A 19,518-nucleotide genomic window follows, 5' to 3' on the forward strand; every position below is an offset into this window, starting at 1 on the left:
AGGCTTCATGGCGGCCCGGCTGCGGGGGTGCCTGATCGGCGCGGTGCTGGCCGGTGGGCTGGCCGTACTGATCGTCCTGGCGTTACGCCACGATGAGCCCGCCCCGCGGCCTGACAACGTCACGGAGACGCGCGTCGACTCCAGGCGGATGGAGCTGACGATCTCTTCGAAGGCGCTGGGTTCTGACACGAAGGTCCGGCTGCTGTTGCCCAAGGGGTGGTCCAAGGAGGCCGACCGCACCTGGCCGGTGCTCTGGCTGCTGCACGGCGGCCTCGACTCCTACACCTCCTGGACGGCGAAGACCGACGTCGACGCGCTCACCGTGAACGACGACGTCATCGTGGTGATGCCGGACGGCGGCAAGTGCGGCAGCTACTCCGACTGGCGGAGCGGCTCGCCGAAGTGGGAGACCTACCATCTCAAGGAGCTGCTCCCGCTGCTGGAGGAGCACTACCGCGCCGGGAAGCGGCGGGCGATCGCCGGGTACTCGATGGGCGGCCAGGGGGCGATGCTCTACGCGGCGAAGGGGTACTTCCAGGCCGCCGCCTCCTTTAGCGGCGCCCTGCACATCCTGCAGCCGGGCGTGCCGCAGGCGGTGATGCTGGGCACCACGGTCGGCTGCTTCGGCACTGACTGGAAGCGCATCTGGGGCGACCCGGTCGAGCAGGAGGACGTCTGGCGCGCGCACAACCCCTACGACCAGGCGGCCCGGCTGAAGGGCGTCAAGCTCTACGTCGCCTCCGGCCGGGACGCCGACGTCGTCGAGGGGCTCGCCTACCGGGCGGCGCAGGCGTTCACCGGCCGCCTGGACGAGCTGGGCATCCCGGTGCGGACCCACTACTACACCGGCGGGCACAACCACACCTTCTGGCAGCGGGAACTGCACCGGGCCTACCCGATGCTGCTCAGTGTCCTTCGCTGAGGTCGAGCGAGCGCGGCGTCAGCCACCACACGGTCAGCGCGGCCAGCAGCATGAGGACGCCGCCCGCCAGCCCCGTCACCGCCAGCGAGTCGGTGAAGGCGACCTTGGCCCGCTCGGCCACCTGCCCGCCGATGTCCAGGGCCTGGGTGATCGAGTCGCTGCCCGGCATGTCGGCGCGGTAGACCGCGGCGGCCACCGAGCCGAGGATGGCGACGCCGAGCGCGCCGCCCAGCTCGTAGCTCGTCTCCTCCAGAGCGGCCGCGCTGCCCGCCTTCTCGGCGGGCGCGCCCGACATGATCACCGCTGAGGCGATGGCCAGCGCGCCCATGCCCGCTCCGACCAGCAGCAGCGAGAACGCGACCGGCAGGTAGCCGAGCGGCGAGGGCGCCACGAACAGGATGATCATCCCGATGGCCGACACCGCGAGGCCCCCGGCCAGCACGGTGCGCGCGCCGATCTTCCTGGCCAGGGACGGCGCCAGCGGCGACATCACGAACGCGCCGACGGCCGTCGGGAGCAGCCTGATGCCGGTCTCCAGCGGCGAGTAGCCCATGACGAGCTGCATCCACTGGGCCATGAGCAGCATCATGCCCGCCATGGCCAGCTCCGTGGTCAGCGCGGTCACCGTGCCTGCCGTGAAGGAGGTGCTCTTGAACAGCCGCAGCTCCAGGAGCGGGTCGGGGCGCGACAGGCACCGCCGTACGAACCAGATGAGGGTGACGGCGGCGACGGCGGCCGACAGGAGCACGGTCGGCTCCAGCAGGCCGTCCTTGGCCGCGTGCTTGATCGCGTAGACGAGCGCGACCATGCCGACGATGGACAGGACCGTGGCGAGCGGGTCCCAGCGGCCGGGCTCCGGGTTGCGCGAGTCGGGCAGCAGGAAGATCGCCGCGACGATCGCGACGGCCATCACCGGGACGTTCACCAGGAACGCGGCGTGCCAGCTGAAGTTCTCCACCAGCAGCCCGCCGAGGATCGGGCCGAGCGCGCCGCCCACGGCCGCCATCGCCGCCCACACGCCCAGCGCGGTCGCCCGCTCCTTGGCGTCGGTGAACAGCGTCCTGATCATCGACAGCGTCGACGGCATGATCATCGCACCGCCGACGCCGAGCAGCGCGCGGATCGCGATGACGTCGCCGGGGGAGTCGGCCCACAGGACCAGCACGGAGGCCAGGCCGAAGACCGCGAAACCGGTCATCAGCATCTTCTTGCGCCCCCACCGGTCGCCCAGCGAGCTCACCGTGACCAGCAGACCGGCCACGACCAGCGCGTAGACGTCCACCATCCACAGCTGCGACACCGGGTCCGGGCGCAGGTCCTCGGAGATCGCCGGGAGCGCCACGTTGAGGATGGTGATGTCCATGACGACCAGCAGCAAGCTCGCCGACAGCACGGCCAGGCCGCCCCACCTGCGCGGATGCGGCTTGAGTTCAGGCTTGGCGAGCGTCATGGTGTCCCCCGGTGCCGTGCATGAACGTCTCGACGGCGAGTCGTGACGCGTCCCTGCGCGCGATGTCCCCCCGGCGCAGGCTCTCCCGTACGGTGACCAACACCCCGTACACGGTGTTACTTACCCATCGCGCTGGGAGATCGGCACGGAGCACGCCGAGCCGTTGAGCTGCGGTGATGAGGTCGATCTCGTGCGTCTCCAGCTCGTCGCAGCGCGCCTGCAGCCCCGGGTGCTCCTCCAGGATGTAGTCCGTGAGCGCGAACCCGTGCTCGTCGGCCACCTCGACCAGCCCGGCGAGAAGGTCGCGCAGCGTGCGCTCGACCGCTTCCGCGTCTGGGTTCTTGAGAGCTTCATGGAGATTTACGGCCTGCTGTACGGCCTCCCAGGCGTCCAGCGCCCGCGTCCCCATGGCCTCCAGCAGCTCCTCGCGGCTGGTGAAGTGGCGGTGCAGCGTGGCCCTGCTCACCCCCGCAGCCTCGGCGACCTGCGCCATCGAGGCCGTCGGGCTCTTGTTCAGATGCTGGATCGCCGACGTGACGATCTGCTCACGTCCCACCGCCATCAGACATATCCGTTTCATTTGCGACAAAGTTGTCTCAACTGTAGCACACGCTGATCTCCCCTCCTTGGCATGGATTTCCCGTCCTACCTGGCGTTACAGTTCGGGCTGTGCACGAAGACCACGCGGATTCCCGTACGCGCATCCTCGACGCGGCCGAGGAGCTGTTCGCGGACGGCGGCTACGCGGCGACGCCCACCGCGGTGATCGCCAGGCTGGCCCACGTCCCCAAGGGGCTGCTCTTCCACTACTTCCCACGCAAGATCGACGTGCTGGTCGCGCTCGTCGACGAGCGCACCCTGGTAGAGGAGAGCCGCGAGGTCGACGCCGTCCCCGGCGACGCCGCCGGAACGCTGTCCAGGCTGGCGCGGCGGCTGCCGCTGAGCGCCTCACCCGCGATGCGGCGCATCCTGTTCCGCGAGGCCGACACGCACGGCTCGGTCAAGGAACGGCTGGGCAGGCTGAACGGCGAGCTGATCAGGCGGGCCAGGTTCGCGCTGGAGCTGGCGTTGCCCACCACGCGCGGCGAGACGGCAAGGCTGGAGGTGGCCGCGGCGACGTTCGCCGCGATCCTGCTCTACCAGGAGAACCTGTCGCAGCTCACCGGGCACCAGATCGACCCGGACGCCGTCGCCAAGCTGATCGCGCACTCACTCAGCTAGCAGGAGCTCGTCCATGGCGTCGTTCAGGCGGGCCATCAGCTTGCCCACGTCGTCCATCCGGCCGGGGCACGCCACCAGGCCGAAGTCGAGCGCGCCGTCGTAGGAGAAGCAGGTGATGACGACGCCGCCGCTCACGTCGGTCAGCACCGAGAGCGGGTAGTACGACAGCACCCGCGCCCCGCACAGGTAGAGCGGGAACTGCGGTCCAGGCACGTTGCTGACGATCAGGTTGATCGGCGGGAAGGCCAGCGCGGCCAGCCGGAACACGGCCGGTGTGGCCAGACTGGACAGTGGCGCGGGCAGCATCGCGCACAGCTCGTGCAGCCAGCTCGACGACGACACGGCGAAGCGGCGCTTGGCGGTGTTCATCGAGGCGCCCATGGTCCTGAGGCGGTCCAGCGGGTCCGCCACGTTCGTGGGCATCGGGGTGATCATGGCGGAGATCTGGTTGCGCGCTTCTTCGCCGCTGCCCGCCGTACGGATCGAGACCGGGACGGCGGCGACCAGCGGGAGGTCGGGCAGGGCCCCGCGCTCGTCCAGCCAGCCGCGCAGCGCGGCGGCGCAGAGCGTCATGACCACGTCGTTCACGCTGACGCCGTGCGCCCTGGCGACCTGCTTGACGTCCTTGAGGGGGATCGAGCCGAACGCGACGTGGCGCTCGGCGGTGATCGGGCCGTTGAACGGGGTGGGCGGGACGTCCATGACCGGCAGGTCGGGCCTCGGGCGGCGGTCGCCCATGGCCAGGCGGGAGAGCCTGGCGATCGTGCGCGCGCCGGGGAGCTTCGAGGCCACCGGGATGGCGTCCAGGTCGCCCGCCGCCCTGGCCAGCGAGCGAAGGGTGCGCACGGGCTGGGTCGCCGCGCTCCTTATGGCGTCGGTGAGCAGCTCTGTGGTGTTCGGGGCCTTCGCCGCCGGTTGGGGCGGCTCCACGGCGCGGGGCTCCGGCGTCAGGTCGAGCAGGGTGGCGAGGGTTTCCGCGCCCGAGACGCCGTCGATGGCGGCGTGGTGCACCTTGACGTAGACCGCGGTCCTTTCGCCCCTGATTTCGCCTCTAATGAGGTGCATCTCCCACAGCGGGTGGGCGCGGTCCAGGTGGCGGGCGTGGATGCGCGCGACCGCGTCCGGCAGCTCCTCGTCGTGGCTCAGCCGTACCTCGAACAGGTGGTTGTCCAGGTCGAAGTCAGGGGCCGGGGCCCAGTGCGGGTGGTCGAGGCCGAACGGCAGGCCGGTCAGCCGCTGGCTCAGCGCGGGGGACAGGTGCACGCGCTCGGACAGCAGTGCGGCGAGCGCCTCCCGCGTGACGTCGGCGTCGAGGATCGCCACCCCGGCCACGTGGGCGGCCGTCGTGCCGGACTCCGTGTTGAGGAACTGCGCGTCGAGTGCGGTCAGCTGCGTCATCGGCTCTCCCTCTCCGCGATCAGCATCGCGCCGAATGGTTTCCCCCGGGTTTCCGCGAGAGTCTTTCAGATGAATTCGGGTGCTTTTTACACATGGGCTGGTCAGGGCGTGGGTGACAATTACCTAACGTGAATCGGGTGGTGTACGACGGCGTTGAAGTGATAACCGAACGGGTGTGTCGGCGTGCTCGCCGGTTGTGTTTCTCCGCTCTCGTCGGTCGCCCTGGCCCTGAGGGTCGCGGGTCCCCTTTTCTCGGGGGTCCAGTCGATCTGCCACGTTGACCAGGCGGGATGCGGGTTCGTCCGGGCCTCGCGCCAGGTCCTTCCCTCGTCGGTGCTGACCTCGACGCGGGTGACCGTACCCGCGCCCGACCATGATCTGCCGCGCAGGACGTACGGCTCGCCCGCGGTGAATTCGGCATTCCACGGGAGTTCGAAGGCGCTCTTCGGCGGGTGGACGCGGACGTCTTTGTAGAACTCGGTGTTCCACGGGGAACTCAGGTGTGTTGTGGCCACCTGGATATCTCCCAGCCATTTGATGGACGCGATTCCCACCCATCCCGGTACCACCAGGCGTACCGGGAAACCGTGGTCGGGCGGGAGGGGTTCGCCGTTCATCTCGTAGGCGACGAGGACGTCGTCCATGGCCTTTTCCGCGGGGAGGGGGCGCCTGACGTGGCCGTAGCCCTCGAACGGGGCGTCGAGACCTTGGGGGAGGAGGTCTGTCGCCTTTGGGGAGATTCCTACCTGGGCCAGGAGGTATCTCAGGGGGACGCCGCGCCAGCGCGCCACGCCGATCGCGCCGAGGCCCCATTGGGTGCCTGGGGTTTGGTCGTGTTGCTGCTCGCCGTAGAACCTGCGGCCGTTGCCCGCGCACTCGATGGCTGTTTCCCGCGTTTGGGCGGGCATGGCTTTGAGCTGGTCGTAGGTGAGGTCGAGCTCGTTCCTCAGCGCGTCGCCGTGGAGCCTCAGGCGCCAGGTGGATGCGTCGATGGTCGGGGTGGTGGTGTGGTTGCGCACGAAGAAGCGGTCGGTGGGGGTGAGCAGGGGTTGCCCTGCCATGGCCTCCCAGCGCATCTCGGCGGAGGCTTCGTGGCGGGTGAAGAGGTGGGCGGGGAGCGGCTTGACGATCGTTTCCAGGAGTAGCTCCATGATGTGTGTATTTCCTACCAACAAACTACCTAATCCAATCCAGCCCTCACCCCCCCGCCACCCCGCCGTCCCCCATCCCGCCTCATCACCCCGCGGCCCGCCACTCCATCCCCCGCCACCCCCGTCCCACCCCGACCCGCCCGCCACCCCCGCCCTCAGCCCCCGCCCTCAGCCCCCGCCCTCAGCCCCCGCCCTCAGCCCCCGCCCTCAGCCCCCGCCCTCGGCCCCCGCCCTCGGCCACTGCCAGCGCCCCCGGCCACCGCCCAACGCCCCTCGACCGCTGGCCCCCGCCCACCGGCCCTCGGCCACCCGCTCTGTCGCCCCGCGGCCCGTCACTCATCCTCCGCCCACGCTTTCGGCCCACTCCACGCATCTCGGCCCGCACCCACCCCCTCGCGTCGCCTCTCCCCGGCCGGGCCTTGCCGTACTCGAAACAGGAAGGTCAGCAGGAAGGGAAGGCGGGGCGGGTGGCGGCGGGGCGGATGTATGGGGCGGGGACGTAGTGGTGGCGCGTGATGCGATACCACGTGGTGTCCCGCCCGAGCGGACCCTGCACGGAGGTGCCCGTCACCCGGCACTTGATCGGCACATGCGCATACCTAGCCGCCAGCCCCACCACCGGCGCGGTGATCGACGGGAGACCGTACACCTCCGCATGGGCCAGCACCGCGCCGGTCGGCCCGTTCCCCGTCCACAGGTATGTCACGTTCACCCACGCGTTGTCCCTCAGCCGGAGCCCGCTCAGGAACGTCCCGTCGGCGAGGTCGATGCCCGCCGGGTTCAGGACCATCCGCTTGAACATGTCCAGCCCGCCGTTGTAACGCGTCTGGAAGGCGGCCTGCGACTCCGGATGACCCTGGGGGAGGTTGGCGAACGTCTGCCGGAGGGTCGGCTCGTTCCAGTAGTCGTCCTTGGTGTTCCACGGCCCCACATCCCAGACCGGGGCATACTCACACAGCCCACCCTTGGGCACACAGACCCGTACGGAGTACTCACCCGTGTGCGTCGACGACAGGCCGCGACGGGACGGCAGAGCCACGAAGTGGTCCTTCGGCGCGATCGTGTGCCCGTTGGCGGTGAGGTCGCCGACGTTGCCCTCCTGGGTGGCGAACACCCGATACGTCAGCCCCAACCTGCTGACCGGCGCCACCGACGGCGTGGGCGACCCGGTGGGCGTCTTGACCTTCGGTGAGCTGGACGCCTTCGGTGAGGCTTTCGGCGATCCCGTGGGTGACTTGACCTTCGGCGAGACGGACGCGCTCGGCGATCCGGCGGGGGGCTTGACCTTGGGTGACGCTGTGGGCGACTTGCCGGTCGGCGTTTTGACCTTCGGCGACGGGCTCGTCTTGCCGACGGGAGCCGTCGTCTTGGCCTTCGGCGCGGTCGTCCTCGGCTTGGACGAGGCGGACGGTGTGGGGCACGTGCACTTGGACGACGTGGTGCCGCTCTTCTGAGGTTTGGGGGAGGTCGCGCAGCCCTTCGAGGGCTTCGGGGACGCCGTGCTGCCCTTCTTCGGGGGCATGGTGGTGCTCTTCGGGGGTTTGGGGGAGGTGGCGACGGCTTTCGTGGGCCTGGGCGAGGTGGTGGTGTCGGGCCAGTCGCCCGTGGTGCCGGTGCGGGCGGCGGACCGGGCGGGCGTGGCCGTCAGATGTACGGCATGCACGATGGGCCCCGCGCCACCGGGAACGGCCGTCAGCGTGATACGGACCTGCACCTTCCTGGCGGCCTCTGGCAACGTGCCGCCCGCCGGATACCACTCCGTCCAACGCTGACCATCGCGGAGCCCGCGCACCTCGACCGCGACGGCGGCATTGACGGGCACCGCCGCCTCCACCCGCGCACGTACGGACGTGACAGGGGACGGCAGGAGCCGAGGAGCGAGCGTGAGATACCCGGACACCTCCAGCGCCTCCAGCGAGGCGGCCCCCTCTTCCAGCGAGTCGAGGGCGAGGTCGAATCCTCGGACATTCCGTACGTTGTAGTCGTCGCCACCGGAGACGGCGAGATCGGCATCCCAGGCGATGGTGGCGGGTTGCGCCTGCATCCAGACGGCGGGCGCCAACGCCATGGCCGCGATGACCAGGCGGGTCATAATGATCATGTCTCCGATGCTGCCATGACCTGCGCAAATACCCCTTGAGACACGACCAGCCACATAGGGACATGACCGGCGGATTTCCCCACCGATCCCACCCAAGAGACGGTGCTGAGGACGTGGCCGCCCCCAAAAGGGAGCGCGCGCTGCAGGGTGGCGTGAGGGGAGACGGGACCCAGTCGCGTTGGGCGGATGAGGAGGCGCGCGCTGGGGCCGGGGCAGGAGGAGAGGCGAGGGTGGCGAGGGGCGAGGTTGGCCTGTGCGGGTGGCGCGCCGCTTCGGGGTCGTGGAGCGGGGGCGCGTGAGGGCATGGGGCAGTGGGTTGGGCGCGTGAAGGGGCGGGCGCCCTCTCGGGGCTCGGGGCAGGGCGTGGGGAGGGGGCTCGGGTGTGTGAAGGCGTGGAGGTGTGAGGCGGGAGGGTGTGGGCGCGCGAGGGTTGGGGAGCGGGCGCGGGTGTGCTCGCCCGGGAGGGGCGTCGTGCGGTCGGGAGCGCAGGGCGGGGAGCGGGGGATGCGGAGTGGGGATGGGGCGGGAGGGCGTGGGTGTGCTCCCGACCCCAGGGGATTGCGTAGTGGGGTGGGTTAGGTGCGGTTGAGGAAGGTTAGGAGGCGGTCCACCGGCCAGGTGTTGATGATGTCCTCCGTCGTCAGCCAGGCGCGTTGCGCGATGCCCACGCCGAACCGCTGATGGGCCAGATGCGGGATCGCGTGGGAGTCGCTGTCGATGGAGAACTTCACCCCGTGATGGCGCGCCAGCCGCACCAGGTCGGCGGGCAGGTCCGAGCGGTCCGGGTACGAGTCGATCTCCATCGCCGTCCCCGTACGGGCGGCGGCGCGGAAGACGGCGTCCCAGTCGGCGTTCACCGGCTCCCGTTTGCCGATCTTGCGGGTGGTGGGGTGGCCGATGATGTGGACCTCGGGGTTCTCACACGCGGCGATGAAGCGGCGGGTCATCTCTTCGCGGGACTGGTTGAAGTGGGAGTGGACCGAGGCCACACACACGTCGAAACCGGACAGGACCGAGGCGGGCCAGTCGACGGAGCCGTCGGGGGCGATGTTCAGCTCGGTGCCGTGGAGCAGGCGCATCCCCGGATAGCGGGACTGGAGGTCGCGCAACCGGCCGCGCTGTTCGAGCGCCTTGTCCAGGGTCATGCGCTGCATCGTCAGGTCGGGTGCGTGGTCGGTCACCGCGTAGTAGGAGTAACCACGCGCCGCCCCCGCCGCCACCATGTCCTCCAGGGACGCGATGCCGTCGGTCAGGTCCGTGTGGGTGTGCAGGTCGCCGCGCAGGTCGGACAGCTCCACCAGCACCGGCAGCTCACCACGCAGCGCCGCGCGCACCTCGCCGCCGTCCTCGCGCAGCGTCGGCGGCACGTACTGCATGCCGAGCGCCGCGTAGATCTCCTCCTCGGTCGCGGCCGCGATCACCCGCTCGCCCTCGAAGAGGCCGTACTCGGAGAGCTTCCACCCCTTCTTCACAGCGATCTCCCTGATCGCCACGTTGTGCTCCTTGGAGCCGGTGAAGTACTGCATCGCCGCGCCCCAGGACTCGGCGGGCACCACGCGCAGGTCGACCTGCAGCCCGGTGGTGGTCCGTACCGACGTCTTCTTGTCGCCGGCCGCGATGACCTCCTCGACGTACGGCTGCGCGCGGAACTCCTCCATGATCGAGACGGGCGCGACGGCGAGGATGTCGATGTCGCCGATCGTGTCCTTCATCCGGCGCAGCGACCCCGCGTAGGCGATCCGGTCGGAAGAATCAGTAAGGGAGGCCATGACCTTCTCGGCCAGCGCCGTCGCGATGCCGATGTGCACCCGCCGCCCCGACTGCTCCAGCTGCTCGATGCCCTTGGCCAGGTTGGCGAGCGTCTTGGCGCCGAGGCCCTTGACGCCGTCGAGCCGCCCGCCCGCGATCGCCTCACCCAGCGCGGCGGGGGAGTCGATGCCGAACTCCTCGAACAGCATGATCGCCGTCTTGGGCCCGAGCGAGGGCACCTTGGTGAGCCTGCGCACGCCGTCGGGCACCCGCTCGCGCAGCCCGTCGAGCTGGCGGAAGCTGCCGCGCTGCAGGAACTCCTCCATCTTCAGCGCGATCGCCTCGCCCACGCCGGGCACCTTGCGCACGTCGACGACGGAGATGTCGTCGGGGAAGCCGGCGATCGCCTTGGCCGCCTTCTGGTAGCTGCGGACCCGGAAGGCGTCGCCGCCGGTCAGCGCGAACAGCTCTGCGTACTCTTCGAGGGCGGCCGCCGCCTCGTCGTTTGCCCGTGCCATGAAGCTCAGACTAGGGGATCGCCCCGACAGATCTGGGGGCGCATACTCCGATCATGACCCCTCGCCCGCTGCCTCTGATACTGGCGATCCTCTCCGCGGGAGCGGCCGCCATCCACTTCGCCGCCATGGGTGAACACTTCGCCCTCGCCTGGACGCACGGCGCCTTCTTCGCCGCCGTCGGCTGGGCCCAGCTCGTCTGGTCCGGAGCGGTCCTGGTACGGCCCAGCCGTACGGTCGCGCTCGCGGGCATCGCGGGCAACCTGCTGGTCGTCGCGGTCTGGGCGGTCAGCCGCACGGTCGGCGTGCCGTTCGGCGGGCCGCCTGAGCCCGTGGGGGTGCCGGACGGCCTGGCCACCGGGCTGGAACTGCTCCTCGTCTGCTGCGCGCTGATGCTGGCGGAGAGGACCGAGCACGCCCCGCTCACCAGAGCCAAGACCGCGCTCCTCGCCCTGATGTCCGCAGGGGTGGCGGCCGCGGTGGGCGTGTCCACGCTGCCCGCCTTCGCCGGACACCACCACGGGACGGCCGAGGCAGCGGCAGGGACGCCGCACGAGCACGACGGGGCCGCGCCGCAGAGCCAGGCCGCACCCCAGGGACATCAGCACGGCGCGGACCCCCAGGCCCCGCCCCCCACCAAGGGCGAGCGGGCCGCCGCCGACGTGCTGGTCGCCGCCACCAAACGCGAGGTCCCCAAACGCTGGCCGACCATCGACAAAGCCATGAAGGCCGGATACGAGGTGGCCATCGACACCGGCGGCGTCGTCCACATGACCAACATGCCGTGGATCATCGACGACGGCGAGCTCGACCCCACCAGGCCGGAGTCGCTCGTCTTCTACCGCAAGCCACAGGGCGGCGACATCCTGCTCGGCGCCATGTTCATCATGCCGCCGGGAAGGCCGGGCCCGGCGGTGGGCGGCTCGCTCACCCACTGGCACGCCCACAACGACCTCTGCGGCGCCACCAAGGGCGTCGTCCAGATCAAGGCCGACGGCACCTGCCCGTCCGGCTCCACCAAGATGCCCATGACCCCCGAGATGCTGCACGTGTGGGTCGTGGACTACCCCGACGGCCCGTTCGGCGACGCGACCGCGCCCGCTCTGCGCACGGCCATCGGCAACCTGCTCGCGAAGGGAGCATGAGTTGAGACGAGGCGTCCTCATCGTCCCGCTGTTATCCGTTCTCCTGTTATCCGGTGGTACGGCGAACGCCGACCCGACCAAGCCCACCCGCGACTTCGGCAACGGCCCCGAGCGCAACGACGAAGCATCCTTGGTGGAAGAGCAAGCCCAAGCCTTCACATCCCAAGAAGAGCTGACAAAACCGGAAAAATCCGGGTACCCCCGCAAGACCACCCTCCCCCTCCCGCCTGAGAACCCGGCGGACGCCTCCATCAAGCTCGGCCTCATCCCCCACCACGCCATAGCCGCCAAGCTCAACGCCCTCCAGAACCTCGGCGACCGCGTCAGCGCCGAACGCATCGGCCGCTCGGCGGGAGGCCGCGACCTCTACCTCGTCACCGTCACAGCGCCCGAGAGCGCCTCGGAGACCCGCAGGCAGGAGCAGCTGCGCCGCCGCATCGAGAGCGGCGACCGGGTGAACGCGAACCAGTACAAGGCTCCCGTGTACATCAACGCCAACATCCACGGCAACGAGTGGGAGGGCACCGACGCCGCGCTGCGCGTCATCGAGGAGCTCGCCACGAGCCCGCAGGCCGAAGCCCTGCTCAAGCGCACCAGGCTGTACTTCAACATCACCGCCAACCCCGACGGCCGCGTCATCGGCCAGCGCGCCAACGGCAACGGCTTCGACCTCAACCGCGACTTCGTCACCGCCTCGCAGCCCGAGGACAGGGCGATGCGCCAGATCATGATCGACAAGCAGCCGGTCACCATGATCGACCTGCACGGCTACGTCAACGGCACCCTCGTCGAGCCGACCACGCCGCCGCACGGCGCCAACTACGAGTACGACCTGTTCATCAGGAACGCCTACGGCAACGCGCTCGGCATCGAGCAGGCCATCCTCGCGCTCGGCTACACCCCGGAGAAGGACGGCGTGTTCCCGCCGCAGATCCCGTTCCGCGACTCGGAAGAGGGCTGGGACGACTGGCCGCCGATCTTCACCCCGCAGTACGCGCCGTTCCACGGCACCGTCGCCGCGCACACCATCGAGTTCCCGATGCAGGTCAACGGGTCGCTCTACAACACGCTGCCGGTCGAGGAGCTGCGCCGCAGAGCCCAGATCAACGTGGCCATCGCGTCCGCGTCGATCCGCGCGACCTCCGACTTTGTCCTGAAAAATCATGACCGGCTGATCGCGGACCAGACCGAGGTGTTCAGGCGCGGCGCCGCGGGCGAGCCGTCCAAGGTCGTACCTCTGGGCATCGTGCCCGGCTTCGGCCCCGAGGACGTCTACAACACCACCTTCCCGCGCGCCTACCTCATCCCCGGCGGCACCCCGGCCGCCGCGCGCCTGGTGGACCACCTGATCGCCAACGACGTGCGGGTCGAGCGGGCGCTGTTCCCCATCAGGGCGGGCGGCGCGATCTACCAGGCGGGCACGTACGTCGTGGACATGCGCCAGCCGAAGCGCGGCATGGCCAACGTCATGCTGGAGCCCGGCGCCGACATCAGCCCGAGGGTCGACGCCATGTACGACATCTCCGGCTGGAGCCACGCCCTGCTCTGGGGCGCGAGCGTCACCCCCGTCAACGAGCTGCGCGCGGTGGCCGTGCCCGTCACGGTGGCAGCGCCGACCGGCTACGTGCCGCAGGGGCGGCTGGCGCTGAAGCTCACCGACGGCAAGGACGTCCAGGCGCTCAACGACCTCCTGGGCAGGGGCGTGCAGGTCACGTGGCCGGGCGACGGCTCCGCCGTACTGCCGGAGTCTGCGCGGGCCGCGGCGCGCGAGGTGGCCGACCGCTACGGCGTGCGCTTCTCCAGGGGTACGGCGGGCGGGCCGGTGCTCGCGCCGGTGCGGATCGCGGCAGCCGCCTCGGCCGACGAGCTGTTCACGCTGCGGGAGATGGGCTTCGCCGTGACGCCCGTCTCGACGGCCATACTCAACGCCGGGTTCGACTGGAGCGCGACCGACGTGCTCTACGTCTCCAGCGGCCTGTCGTTCACCGCGCTCAACCCGCAGGCCAAGGCGGCCCTGCAGGCCTACCTGGGCAGCGGCGGCGTCGTCACCAGAGGCTCGACGGGCGCGAACTTCAACGCGGCGGCCGGCCTGCTCACCGCCACCTCGGTGGCCGGGCGCGGCGACGCCAACGGGGTCGTGCGGATGGCGTCCGGCGCGTACTCGTTCGTGTACTCGCCGCGCTGGTTCACCGCGCTCGGCCCCGAGGTGAAGGTGGAGCAGTCCTACGACGCGCTGGTTTCCGGCCACTGGCGTCCCAACGCGGACGGAACGGGCGGCCCCGACGCAGCCAAGGGCCAGGCCGCGGTGATCAGCGGCAGGGACGAGCGTGGGGCGGCCGTGGTCATGTTCGGCGTCGAGCCGATGTTCCGCAACCACCCCAAGGGCCTGTTCGCCCAGGTCGCCAGTGCTCTGTACTGGTCGGCCGTCACGTCAGGGCAGGTGCTCACCCCTTAGAAGCGGACCACCCGCGGAGTGTACGGCTCGGCCAGGAAGGCGAGCTCCTTCTCCGACAGCCGCACGTCGACGGCGGCCACGGCGTCGTCGACGTGCCTGTCCTTGGTGGCCCCCACGATCGGCGCGTCGACGCCCGGCTGGTGCAGCAGCCACGCGAGCGCCACCTGGGCGGCGGGCAGCTCCCTGTCCCTGGCCACCTGGGCGACCCGGTCGATGATCAGCTGGTCGTTGGCCGGGTCGTAGAGGTAGTCGATGCGCCCGTCGCTGCCGCTGCGTGCCGTACCCCCCTCGGAAGCCGCGCCCGCGCGGGCCAGCACGCCGCGCGCCAGCGGCGACCACGGGATCACGCCCACGCCCTGGTCGAGGCAGAGGGGGAGCATCTCGCGCTCCTCCTCGCGGTACAGCAGGTTGTAGTGGTTCTGCATGGAGACGAACTTCGTCGGCGCCACCTGCTGGGCCTTGGCGAACTGCCACGCCCACATGGAGGAGGCGCCGATGTAGCGCGCCTTGCCCGACTGGACCACGTCGTGCAGCGCCTCCATCGTCTCCTCGATGGGCGTCTCGTCGTCCCAGCGGTGGATCTGGTAGAGGTCGACGTAGTCGACGCCGAGCCTGCGCAGGGAGTCGTCGATGGCGGCGAGGATGTGCTTGCGCGACAGCCCCTGGTCGTTCACGCCCTTCTCCACCGGGAAGTACACCTTGGTGGCCAGCACGTAGTCCTCGCGCCGCGGGAAGATCCGGCGCAGCACGTTGCCGGTCACGACCTCGCTGGCTCCGGCGGAGTAGACGTCGGCGGTGTCGAAGAACGTCACGCCCGCGTCGGCGGCCCTGCGGATGATCGGCTCCGCCTGCTCCTCCGGGAGCGTCCACTCCATCTTGGCGGGGTCGCCGTAGCTCATCATGCCCAGGCAGATGCGCGACACCTTGAGTCCGGTATTTCCCAGTCGCGTGTATTCCATCCGCCCACTGTATTGCTACAGCAATGTCAGCCCTCCGTCGACCGCCAGCACCTGGCCGGTGACGTACGACGCGTCCGTGGACAGCAGGAACGCCGCCACGTTCGCCACCTCCCACGCCGTCCCCTGGCGGCCCAGCGGCACGCGCACCCGGTCCCGGTGCTTCCAGTGCCTGGACGCGTCGCGCCCGAGCGGGGTGTCGATGAGTCCGGGCGCGACCAGGTTGGACCTGACCCCGCGCCCCGCGCCCTCCAGCGCCACGTGCTTGGCCAGGCCGACCAGCCCCGCCTTGGACGAGTCGTACGCGGGGACGAGGCTCCCCGGGCGCAGCCCCGCCACCGAGCCGACGAAGACGATCGAGGCGCCCTCGCCGAGCAGCGGCAGCGCCGCCTTGCACACCAGGAAGTGGGCGCGCAGGTTGACGGCGAACACCTTGTCCCAGTCGGCCGCGCTCGTGCCGGCCAGCGTGAAACCGGCGCCGATCCCGGCGTTGAGCACGATCCCGTCGAGCGGTCCAGAGCGGCCGGGCAGCGCCTCGCACGCCTCGGCGTCCGCCAGGTCGACGCCGAGCACCTCGGCCGTGCCGCCCTCGCGCTTGATCCATTCCGCGGTCTCGGCCGCCGACGGCTCGTCGAGGTCGGCGCAGACCACCTCGGCGCCCTCGCGGGCGGCGGCCACCGCGATGGCCCGCCCGTTGCCCACCGGCGGGTCCGGCTCGGACGACGGCCTGGTGCCCGCGCCGACGACCAGGACCCGCTTCCCTACCAAGCGACCGCTCATGGCCGCGATGCTAGCGAGGCGATCAGACGGCGTCGAGGGGGCGCAGATCGTCGAGCGTGGGCATCGTGAGCGTCTGCGTGCCCTGGACGGTGGGGCCGGACGACGCCCTGCGGGCGATCGCCGCCATGATGTCCTCCCAGATCGGCGCCCTGGTCGCCTGCTCGGTTGCCAGGAGCCCCGGCGAGCAGTTGACCTCCAGCACGACGGGCCCCTCGGGCGTACGGATCACGTCCACGCCGGCCAGGTCGAGCCCGACGGCGGCCGTGGCCGCGCAGGCGAGCCGTACCTCCTCCTCGTCGGGCACGACGGCGGTCATCACCGCGCCCTGGGCGACGTTGCTGCGCCAGTCGCCCCCGGCGGCCCGCCGCTCGGCCGCCGCGACCACCTGCCCGTCCACGACCAGGATGCGCAGGTTGGCCGCAGCCTCGGGCAGGAAGCTCTGCGCCACCATGGTCCGCTGACCGGCCATGGCCGCCTCCTGCAACAGCAGGCCGAGCCCGTGCGCGTCGTGGGCGCGCACCACGCCGAGCCCGCCCAGGCCGAGGTCGGGCTTGAGCACCACGGGGAAGCCGAGCAGCAGCCCGAGCTGGGCCGGATCGGCGAACGGCGTGATCACGCAGGTCCTGGGGTGGCGCAGCCCGTGGGCGCGGAAGAGCGCGGCCTGCCGTACCTTGCTGACGGCGATCTCGACGGCGTCGGCCTTGTTGAGCACGGGGATCCCGAGCCGCTCCAGGTCACGCTGCAGGAACAGCAGGTGGGCGAGGTCGTCCTCGGTGCCTAAGATCCTGCTGAAGATCACGTCAGGGGCGAGGCCCTGCGCGATACCCACCTGGGTGATCGTGGTCCGGTCGCCGACCGGCCAGACCTCCCATCCGAGTCCGGCCGCGACCTCGCGCAGCCTGGTTGCGGTGTTGCTGGGCCTGGCGCGGCCGACGAGGGCGAGACGGATCACGAGGCGAATTGTGGCAGATCCGGGGCCTTTTCAAGGCACGATCATGGTGACGCCCGGGACGGATCCGATGGCCACCAGCGCCTTGCCCGCGTCGGCCAGCCCGATCGTGCGGGTGATCAGCTGGTCGGGGTGCAGCGTGCCCGACCTGATGAGCTCCAGCATCGCCGGATAGGCGTGCGCGGCCATGCCGTGGCTGCCGAGCAGCCGCAGCTCGTGCCCGATCACCCGGTCCATCGGGACCGGGGTCTGCCCGCCGGGCAGCAGCCCCACCTGGACGTGCCGCCCGCGCCTGCGCAGCCCCAGCACGGAGGAGGCGCACGTCGAGGAGGAGCCGAGAGCGTCGATGGAGACGTGCGCGCCGCCCCTGGTCAGCTCCCTGACCTGGTCGGCCGAGTCCCCTGCCGTGGCGTTGACGAAGTGGGTGGCGCCCGCGCCCTCCGCCAGGTGCAGGGCGTCCGAGCTGACGTCGACGGCCACCACGCGGGCGCCGGCCGCCGCCGCGATCATCACGGCGGACAGGCCCACGCCGCCGCACCCGTGGACCGCCACCCATTCGCCCGGCCGTACCTTGCCGACCTGGACGACGGCGCGGAACGCCGTCGCGAACCTGCAGCCCAGCGAGGCCGCCGTGGTGAACGCCATCTCCTCGGGCAGCGCGATGAGGTTCACGTCCGCGTGGTCGATCGCCACGAGGTCGGCCCACGAGCCCCAGTGGGTGAAGCCCGGCTGCGTCTGGCGCTCGCAGACCTGCTGGTCGCCGGTGGCGCAGGCGCCGCACGAGCCGCAGGCGCAGACGAACGGCACGGTCACCTGGGCTCCGGGGCGCCAGCCGCGCACGTCGGCGCCGACCGCCTCGACCACCCCGGCCAGCTCGTGCCCGGGAACGTGCGGCAGGACCTTGATGTCGGGGTCGTGGCCCTGCCAGCCGTGCCAGTCGCTCCGGCACAGCCCGGTCGCCTCCACCCGGACCACGACGCCGTGGCGCGCGGGAGAGGGATCGGTCAGGTCCCTGACGTCGAGTTCTCCACCGAAGAGGTCAAAGGCCACAGCTCGCATCTCATGAGCTTAGGGTCAACTGCCTCAACTCGCGCAAGGCCTGGTGAGATGGCGAACCGGGGGTAGTCGTGTACAGGACCAGGCGCAGATCATCACGATCCGGGACAGGCATGACCATGCACACCGCGTCGATCACGCCCACGACCGGATGGACGATGCGCTTGCGCTGCTCCCTGCGCACCACCACCTCGTGCTTGGCCCACAGCGCGGCGAACTCCGGGCTGAGCGCGAGCATCTCCGTGACCAGCGCCTGGATGCCGGGGTCGTCGGCATATCGGCCCGCTGCCACCCGCAGGTCGGCGACGGCGGCGCGGGCGAACCTGCTCTTCTCCTCGTCGCCGAGGCTCTGGGCCAGGTCGGGGGAGCGGAAGACCCACCTGATGACGTTGAGGTCGCTCGCCGGCTGGGAGTCCAGGTCGCCCATGATCGCGCTGGCCATCGGGTTCCAGGCCAGGATGTCGTACTTGGCGTCGAGCACGAAGGCGGGCACCTCCTCCAGGAACGCGACGAGGTTGACGATGCCCTCCGGCACGTCGCCGCGCAGCCTGCGCGGCTCCAGCGGCTGCCCGGCCAGCCGGAACAGGTGGTCGCGCTCGTCGGTGCTGAGCATGAGGGCGCGGCACAGCGCGCCGAGCACCTGGCGCGACGGGTGCGGGCCCCTGCCCTGTTCGAGCCGGATGTAGTAGTCGATCGACATGCCCGCGAGCTGGGCCACCTCCTGGCGGCGCAGCCCAGGGGTACGGCGCGCCCCGTTCTGCGGCAGCCCGACGTCCTTCGGCAGGATGCGGGCGCGCCTGGTGCGCAGGAATTCGGCCAGTTCTTCGCGGTTCACGTCTTTCATGGTGGCTCATGCGAACAGGGCGTGGGTGGTACTGCTGATCCCAGCCTGAGCGGGTCTCTCCTGCTTTCTGGGCAGGAGCGGGAGCTTGGAGGCATGACAACGACTGCTCTCATCACCGGTGCGAACAAGGGAATCGGCTTCGAGACCGCCAGGCTCCTGGCGGAGCGCGGCGTCACCGCCATCGTGGGGGCGCGCGACGAGAAGCTGGGCAGGGCGGCCGCCGAGCGGCTCGGCCAGCCGTACGTCAGGCTCGACGTGACCGACCAGGCGAGCGTGGAGGCCGCTGCCAAGTGGATCGGGGAGGAGTACGGCACGCTGGACATCCTGGTCAACAACGCTGGAGTGGCCGTCCTGCAGGGGGACTCGCCGCCGAGCGCCACCTCCGCCAACCTCTTCCGCCAGATCTACGACGTCAACGTCTTCGGCGTCGTCACCGTGACCAACGCCATGCTGCCCCTGCTGCGCGCTGCCGAGGCGGCCAGGATCGTCAACATGTCCAGCGAGCTCGGCTCCCTGTCGATGGCGATCGACCCGGACGGCCCGTACTGGCCGTACAACTTCGCCGCCTACAACTCCTCGAAGTCGGCGCTCAACATGATCACCCTGGCGTACGCCAAGGAGTTGTGGGACACCCCGATCAAGGTCAACGCCGCCAACCCCGGCTACTGCGCCACCGATCTCAACGGCCACACCGGGTACCGTACGGCCGAGCAGGGCGCGGCGATCGCCGTCCAGCTCGCCACCCTGGACGCCGACGGACCGACCGGCGCATACCTCCAGGATGACGGCGTTCTCCCCTGGTAGGTATAGACCCTTCCTCTCAGGA

General features: G+C 70.5%; 16 protein-coding genes. 5 read left to right on the forward strand and 11 right to left on the reverse strand.

The features are described 5' to 3' along the window. Window positions 1-7: 7 nt before the first annotated feature. Window positions 8-922, forward strand: a complete 915-nt coding sequence (locus ACIBG8_RS34525; RefSeq protein WP_397347279.1) for an alpha/beta hydrolase — start codon at window positions 8-10, stop codon at window positions 920-922. Here the strand turns inward: ACIBG8_RS34525 and ACIBG8_RS34530 are convergent. Both ACIBG8_RS34530 and ACIBG8_RS34535 read right to left on the reverse strand, forming a co-directional pair. Beyond that, window positions 906-2,372: an MFS transporter gene (locus tag ACIBG8_RS34530; RefSeq protein ID WP_397347280.1), complete on the reverse strand. Its 1,467-nt coding sequence runs from the start codon at window positions 2,370-2,372 to the stop codon at window positions 906-908. The genes ACIBG8_RS34525 and ACIBG8_RS34530 overlap by 17 nt on opposite strands. Then, complete coding sequence (locus ACIBG8_RS34535) at window positions 2,353-2,934, reverse strand: TetR/AcrR family transcriptional regulator (protein ID WP_397347281.1); 582 nt, start codon at window positions 2,932-2,934, stop codon at window positions 2,353-2,355. Before ACIBG8_RS34535 ends, ACIBG8_RS34530 begins: the two co-directional genes overlap by 20 nt. A 107-nt stretch (window positions 2,935-3,041) precedes the next feature. Between ACIBG8_RS34535 and ACIBG8_RS34540 the strand changes: the two genes are divergently transcribed. Beyond that, window positions 3,042-3,593 (forward strand): TetR/AcrR family transcriptional regulator, encoded by a 552-nt coding sequence (locus ACIBG8_RS34540; RefSeq protein ID WP_397347282.1) that lies wholly within the window; start codon window positions 3,042-3,044, stop codon window positions 3,591-3,593. Here ACIBG8_RS34540 and ACIBG8_RS34545 read toward each other — a convergent pair. From ACIBG8_RS34545 to polX, 4 genes are all read right to left on the reverse strand, one after another. Next, window positions 3,582-4,991, reverse strand: coding sequence for a wax ester/triacylglycerol synthase family O-acyltransferase (locus tag ACIBG8_RS34545; protein ID WP_397347283.1), 1,410 nt, complete (start codon window positions 4,989-4,991; stop codon window positions 3,582-3,584). The two genes, ACIBG8_RS34540 and ACIBG8_RS34545, sit on opposite strands and share 12 nt — an antisense overlap. Window positions 4,992-5,110: 119 nt before the next feature. Beyond that, entirely contained in the window at window positions 5,111-6,142 is a 1,032-nt protein-coding gene (locus ACIBG8_RS34550) for a sulfite oxidase (protein WP_397347284.1), read from the reverse strand. A gap of 442 nt (window positions 6,143-6,584) precedes the next feature. Continuing rightward, complete coding sequence (locus ACIBG8_RS34555; RefSeq protein WP_397347285.1) at window positions 6,585-8,243, reverse strand: hypothetical protein; 1,659 nt, start codon at window positions 8,241-8,243, stop codon at window positions 6,585-6,587. A 575-nt stretch (window positions 8,244-8,818) separates the two neighbouring features. Next, window positions 8,819-10,510, reverse strand: a complete 1,692-nt coding sequence (polX, locus tag ACIBG8_RS34560; protein ID WP_397347286.1) for a DNA polymerase/3'-5' exonuclease PolX — start codon at window positions 10,508-10,510, stop codon at window positions 8,819-8,821. Window positions 10,511-10,563: 53 nt separating this feature from the next. Here polX and ACIBG8_RS34565 point away from each other — a divergent pair, with 53 nt between their 5' ends. Together ACIBG8_RS34565 and ACIBG8_RS34570 are read left to right on the forward strand one after the other, a co-directional pair. Then, on the forward strand, window positions 10,564-11,652 hold the full coding sequence (locus ACIBG8_RS34565; protein WP_397347287.1) for a hypothetical protein: 1,089 nt from the start codon (window positions 10,564-10,566) through the stop codon (window positions 11,650-11,652). Window position 11,653: 1 nt separating this feature from the next. Next, complete coding sequence (locus tag ACIBG8_RS34570) at window positions 11,654-14,107, forward strand: M14 family zinc carboxypeptidase (RefSeq protein WP_397347288.1); 2,454 nt, start codon at window positions 11,654-11,656, stop codon at window positions 14,105-14,107. Here ACIBG8_RS34570 and ACIBG8_RS34575 read toward each other — a convergent pair. From ACIBG8_RS34575 to ACIBG8_RS34595, 5 genes are read right to left on the reverse strand one after another with little or no spacing between them, the layout of a single operon-like run. Next, complete coding sequence (locus tag ACIBG8_RS34575; RefSeq protein WP_397347289.1) at window positions 14,104-15,066, reverse strand: aldo/keto reductase; 963 nt, start codon at window positions 15,064-15,066, stop codon at window positions 14,104-14,106. The two genes, ACIBG8_RS34570 and ACIBG8_RS34575, sit on opposite strands and share 4 nt — an antisense overlap. Window positions 15,067-15,081: 15 nt before the next feature. Next, window positions 15,082-15,843 carry an SDR family NAD(P)-dependent oxidoreductase gene (locus tag ACIBG8_RS34580; protein ID WP_397347290.1) on the reverse strand — a complete coding sequence of 254 codons (762 nt, stop codon included), beginning with the start codon at window positions 15,841-15,843 and terminating at the stop codon, window positions 15,082-15,084. A 22-nt stretch (window positions 15,844-15,865) separates the two neighbouring features. Continuing rightward, a complete protein-coding gene (locus ACIBG8_RS34585; protein ID WP_397347291.1) occupies window positions 15,866-16,795 on the reverse strand; it encodes a RimK family alpha-L-glutamate ligase in 930 nt (309 codons plus the stop codon). 30 nt (window positions 16,796-16,825) lie between these two features. Beyond that, window positions 16,826-17,851 (reverse strand): zinc-dependent alcohol dehydrogenase family protein, encoded by a 1,026-nt coding sequence (locus tag ACIBG8_RS34590; RefSeq protein ID WP_397347293.1) that lies wholly within the window; start codon window positions 17,849-17,851, stop codon window positions 16,826-16,828. Window position 17,852: 1 nt separating this feature from the next. Beyond that, complete coding sequence (locus ACIBG8_RS34595) at window positions 17,853-18,692, reverse strand: helix-turn-helix transcriptional regulator (RefSeq protein ID WP_397347294.1); 840 nt, start codon at window positions 18,690-18,692, stop codon at window positions 17,853-17,855. A 93-nt stretch (window positions 18,693-18,785) separates the two neighbouring features. Here ACIBG8_RS34595 and ACIBG8_RS34600 point away from each other — a divergent pair, with 93 nt between their 5' ends. Beyond that, window positions 18,786-19,496 (forward strand): SDR family oxidoreductase, encoded by a 711-nt coding sequence (locus ACIBG8_RS34600; protein WP_397347295.1) that lies wholly within the window; start codon window positions 18,786-18,788, stop codon window positions 19,494-19,496. The last annotated feature ends 22 nt before the right edge of the window (window positions 19,497-19,518 follow it).

It is taken from the genome of Nonomuraea sp. NPDC050556 (assembly GCF_044457355.1).
In the GTDB taxonomy this organism is placed as follows: Bacteria; Actinomycetota; Actinomycetes; order Streptosporangiales; family Streptosporangiaceae; genus Nonomuraea.

Bases quoted from the DNA above. Each gene is read 5' to 3' on its own strand.
- ACIBG8_RS34525 (WP_397347279.1), top strand. From the start codon at position 8: ATGGCGGCCCGGCTGCGGGGGTGCCTGATCGGCGCGGTGCTGGCCGGT.
- ACIBG8_RS34530 (WP_397347280.1), bottom strand. From the start codon at position 2,372: ATGACGCTCGCCAAGCCTGAACTCAAGCCGCATCCGCGCAGGTGGGGC.
- ACIBG8_RS34535 (WP_397347281.1), bottom strand. From the start codon at position 2,934: ATGGCGGTGGGACGTGAGCAGATCGTCACGTCGGCGATCCAGCATCTG.
- ACIBG8_RS34545 (WP_397347283.1), bottom strand. From the start codon at position 4,991: ATGACGCAGCTGACCGCACTCGACGCGCAGTTCCTCAACACGGAGTCC.
- ACIBG8_RS34550 (WP_397347284.1), bottom strand. From the start codon at position 6,142: ATGGAGCTACTCCTGGAAACGATCGTCAAGCCGCTCCCCGCCCACCTC.
- ACIBG8_RS34555 (WP_397347285.1), bottom strand. From the start codon at position 8,243: ATGATCATTATGACCCGCCTGGTCATCGCGGCCATGGCGTTGGCGCCC.
- polX (WP_397347286.1), bottom strand. From the start codon at position 10,510: ATGGCACGGGCAAACGACGAGGCGGCGGCCGCCCTCGAAGAGTACGCA.
- ACIBG8_RS34565 (WP_397347287.1), top strand. From the start codon at position 10,564: ATGACCCCTCGCCCGCTGCCTCTGATACTGGCGATCCTCTCCGCGGGA.
- ACIBG8_RS34575 (WP_397347289.1), bottom strand. From the start codon at position 15,066: ATGGAATACACGCGACTGGGAAATACCGGACTCAAGGTGTCGCGCATC.
- ACIBG8_RS34580 (WP_397347290.1), bottom strand. From the start codon at position 15,843: ATGAGCGGTCGCTTGGTAGGGAAGCGGGTCCTGGTCGTCGGCGCGGGC.
- ACIBG8_RS34590 (WP_397347293.1), bottom strand. From the start codon at position 17,851: ATGCGAGCTGTGGCCTTTGACCTCTTCGGTGGAGAACTCGACGTCAGG.
- ACIBG8_RS34595 (WP_397347294.1), bottom strand. From the start codon at position 18,692: ATGAAAGACGTGAACCGCGAAGAACTGGCCGAATTCCTGCGCACCAGG.
- ACIBG8_RS34600 (WP_397347295.1), top strand. From the start codon at position 18,786: ATGACAACGACTGCTCTCATCACCGGTGCGAACAAGGGAATCGGCTTC.